The 3,414-nt window shown below is 70.8% G+C and carries 4 protein-coding genes; 3 read left to right on the top strand and 1 reads right to left on the bottom strand.

Annotation, left to right across the window (positions count from 1 at the left end):
* Window positions 1-32: 32 nt before the first annotated feature.
* Window positions 33-728 (top strand): AfsR/SARP family transcriptional regulator, encoded by a 696-nt coding sequence (locus tag ACFV4N_RS41630; protein ID WP_499678207.1) that lies wholly within the window; start codon window positions 33-35, stop codon window positions 726-728.
* Between the two features lie 283 nt (window positions 729-1,011).
* On the opposite strand, the gene ACFV4N_RS41625 is transcribed toward ACFV4N_RS41630, so the two are convergent.
* Window positions 1,012-1,569 carry an EF-hand domain-containing protein gene (locus ACFV4N_RS41625; RefSeq protein WP_499678206.1) on the bottom strand — a complete coding sequence of 186 codons (558 nt, stop codon included), beginning with the start codon at window positions 1,567-1,569 and terminating at the stop codon, window positions 1,012-1,014.
* A gap of 83 nt (window positions 1,570-1,652) precedes the next feature.
* Between ACFV4N_RS41625 and ACFV4N_RS41620 the strand changes: the two genes are divergently transcribed.
* Window positions 1,653-2,711: an SDR family oxidoreductase gene (locus ACFV4N_RS41620; protein WP_499678205.1), complete on the top strand. Its 1,059-nt coding sequence runs from the start codon at window positions 1,653-1,655 to the stop codon at window positions 2,709-2,711.
* Window positions 2,708-3,414 (top strand): AMP-binding protein (locus tag ACFV4N_RS41615; protein WP_499678204.1); only part of this gene is annotated, 707 nt, incomplete at its 3' end. The genes ACFV4N_RS41620 and ACFV4N_RS41615, both read left to right, overlap by 4 nt.

Raw genomic sequence — 3,414 nt, 5'->3', positions numbered from 1 at the left:
GCCCAGGCAGCGGTGCGTGCTGGCGGCGGTGCGTGCTGGCGGCGCTGGCCGTCGACGCGGGCCGGGTGGTGCCGGTGGACCGGTTGGTGGAGCGGGTGTGGGGCGCGGAGGCGGCGCCGCGGGCACGGGCGACGCTGCACGGCTACATCTCCCGGCTGCGGCATGCGCTGGCCGGTGTGGACGGGGCGTGGGCGCAGGCCGAACGCGACCGACTCGAACAGGAACGGCAACACCGCAACCACACCGGCGAGGCGAACTCCCTCGACAGCCTCGGCTACGTCGAGCACAACACCGGCAACCACCGGCCGGCCATCGACCACTACCGACAAGCCCTCGCCCTGCGCTGCGGCCTCGGCGGGGCAGGCGGTGGCGGGGCGGACGCGGCGGTGGACCTGGACGAGCGCGGCCGGCGGCGTCCGGGACGCGGGAGAGGCGGTGCACCGGTCTGTTCGCCAAGGGGCAGAAGCTGCTGCGGCTGCACTACGCCGACACCATCGACAACGACCCGGCCATGCCGTGGTTCAAGCACCTCGCCCAGCCCTTGGTCGACTCGATCGTGGCCGGCTGAGCCGCGCCGCAGGTCACGCGGAGGACGGGGACCGGGTGGCCCCCGAGGACGAGGGGGTGTTGATCGGCGGGCCGCACCGGGTGTTGCGGCGCCCTTTTCAGTGGGTTCTGCGGATGCGGCGATTCGCGGGCATCGAAGACCTGCCAGGGCTCGTGCGTGACGCGCTGGGGGCGGGATGCCGCGTGGTCGCGGTGGACCGGTTGCGCGGGGGGAGCAAGAAGGGGGTGCACCGGGTCCGCCTCGATGGGGCCGGCCCGGCTGATCCGTTCGCGCCCGCCTCCGCCTCGCCCCCCGCACCACCACCGGAGAACAAGATGTGGCGAGGCGGAGACCCGTGGTCGACCGGGGAAGGGGAGCGGTTGAGCAGGCCGTGGGGCTGCGGCGCGCTGATGGCCTGATCCTGTCGGGTGTGGCTGGTCGTGGCCCACACCCGACAGGCTGGGTCACGCCGCGATCGGTCCGAAGATCCAGTTTCCCTTGGCGTCCTCCTCGGTGCTGCGGAAGAACTGCTCGTTGGCGGCGTGCAGTTCGGCGCGGTCGAGGGAGCCGTTGCCGTCCAGGTCGAGTTTGTCGAACGCGGCGTTGCCCGCTTCCTCGGACAGGCGGAAGGCGCTGGCCGCCATGCGCACGTACTCGGTCCTGGTGATCCGGCCGTCGCCGTCGACGTCCATCAGGTCGTAGAAGGCGTCGGCGACCGGTGCGATGTGGGTGCGGTAGCCCTCCTCGGACGCGGTCACGAACCGGTCCATGCCCGAGGAGTACTCCTCGACGTCGACGCGGTCGTCCCCGTCGGTGTCCATCGGGCGGGTGACCGCCTCCCACAACCTGTTGTAGCGCTCCCGGACGAGTTCGCTCTGGGACGAGCCCGGCGCGTACCCGAACGCGGTGACCAGTCGGTCGGCGGAAGCCGTGTAATCCATCCTGTCGATGGTGCCGTCGTCATCCACGTCGAGCAGGGCGAAGAGGTGCGCCAGTTTTCGCTTCAGCAGTTCGTTGAGCATGAGGTGCGGCCCTTTCTCCAGAGTGCATTATCCTGGCGAGGTGAACGCTACTGCCCACCACGCGCCCACGCGAAGGCTGCCGCATGGCTGACCACGTGGTAGACGGGGCCAACGGGTTTGTGGCCTCACACCTCATCGGCGCGCTCTTGGCGCGCGGTGACTCGGTGGTCGCTTTGGCGCGCGCGAGCGAGGAGGTCGTCAGGAGGAAGGTCTCCGACGCCCTGGCCACGCTGCACCTGGACCCCGACATGGTGAGGAAAGTGCAGGTCAGGCCGTTCTCGCTGGCTGACCGGGAGCTGGGGGCGCCGTTGTCCGAGGTGTTCGCCGAACCTTGCACCTATTGGCACAGCGCCGCCCTGATCACGTTCTTCCCCCGTCGGGAAACCGAGTTGCACGCCGTCAACGTGGTCGGCTCGGCCAACACCGCCGCCGCGTTCGCCAGGTATGCGAAACCCGGTTCCCGGTATGTCCACGTCAGCACGGCTTACCAACACGGGACCACTCACGGTAGAGCTCTTGAGCAATGGCCCGAATATGGTCACCCGTCCGAGTTCAGAAATGATTACGAGCACTCCAAGCGGTTGGCCGAAGTCGCACTTTCGCGGACCGCATTGGCGCAGAAGGGTGACGTATTGGTCGCCCGATTGGGTGTCATGGTCGGCCACTCCGGAACCGGTCGGGCGCTGTCCGACCTCGGCCTCTACGACTTCCTCAGGGTCATCGCGCTGTTCGCCAGGCGCACCCCCGGCGAGCGCGTCCGCTTCGCGTGCCACCCGGGGGCCGCCCTGCACCTGACCCCCGTGGACGGCACCGTGGACCGGCTGCTGGCGCTGGCCGGCGGCCCGCTCGACCGGCCGGTGCGGCACCTGGTGCCCCCGGTCGCGGTGCCGGTGGCCGACCTGTTCGCCGCGATCTCCGCCCACCTGCCCGTCGAACTGGTCGCGGTCACCGCCGCGGACGTCGAAGCCGAGCCCTTCGGCAGGTTCGAGGCGATCGTCAACATGCGCTGCAAGTTCACCTCCCCCTACTTCCGGTACGAGTACGAGTTCGAGTCCCACCCGGACGCCGAGCCGCCACCGGTCACACCTCGGGTCCTCGACCTCCTCATCTCCTGGTACGTCCGCGAAGGGCTCCCCGGATGACGGACTTCGTCACCGGCTTCCGCGCCCGCCCGCGCCCCGACCGGAAGGTCACCTACCTCCCCGACGGGCGCCCGGCGGAGGAACTGACCCACCTCGAACTCGACCGGAGGGCCAGGGCCGTGGCGTCCTGGCTGACCGGGTGCGGGCTGGCGGGCAGACCGGTGCTGCTGCTCTACCCCGCCGGGCTGGACTTCCTCGTCGCGTTCCTCGGCTGCCTCTACGCGCGTGCCGTGGCGGTGCCCGCGCCCCTGCCCTTGTCGGGGGCCTCGCGGGTGGACCGGGTGGACCGCCTGGTCGAGGACTCGGGTGCGCGGGTGGTGCTCACCGACCGGGCGCACGTGGCCGTGCTGGGCGACCTGTCCGCGCGGACCTTCGACGACACCGCCGCCCCCGGCTCCTGGGAGCCGCCGGAGGTGGACGCCGACGCCGTCGCCTACCTCCAGTACACCTCCGGGTCGACCAGCCGGCCGCGTGGCGTCGAGGTCACCCACGGCGGCCTGACCCACAACCTGGGGCTGTTCCAGGACATCAGCGGAGACGTCCCCGTCCGGCGGATCGGCGGCTGGCTGCCGCACCATCACGACATGGGACTCGTCGGGCTCCAGTTGCAGGCCCTGCACGCGGGAGCCGACCTGGTGCTGCTCTCGCCGGAGTCGGTGGTAGCCCGTCCGATCCGCTGCTTGCGCGCGATCAGCGACCACAG

The organism is Actinosynnema sp. NPDC059797 (assembly GCF_042732085.1).
Classification (GTDB): Bacteria; Actinomycetota; Actinomycetes; order Mycobacteriales; family Pseudonocardiaceae; genus Actinosynnema.
Note: the sequence above shows the minus strand (reverse complement) of the source record. Positions and strands in the feature narration are given on the sequence as shown.

What these genes read in the sequence shown, in the direction of transcription:
- ACFV4N_RS41620 (WP_499678205.1), top strand. Translation starts at nt 1,653, where the DNA reads ATGGCTGACCACGTGGTAGACGGGGCCAACGGGTTTGTGGCCTCACAC.
- ACFV4N_RS41625 (WP_499678206.1), bottom strand. Translation starts at nt 1,569, where the DNA reads ATGCTCAACGAACTGCTGAAGCGAAAACTGGCGCACCTCTTCGCCCTG.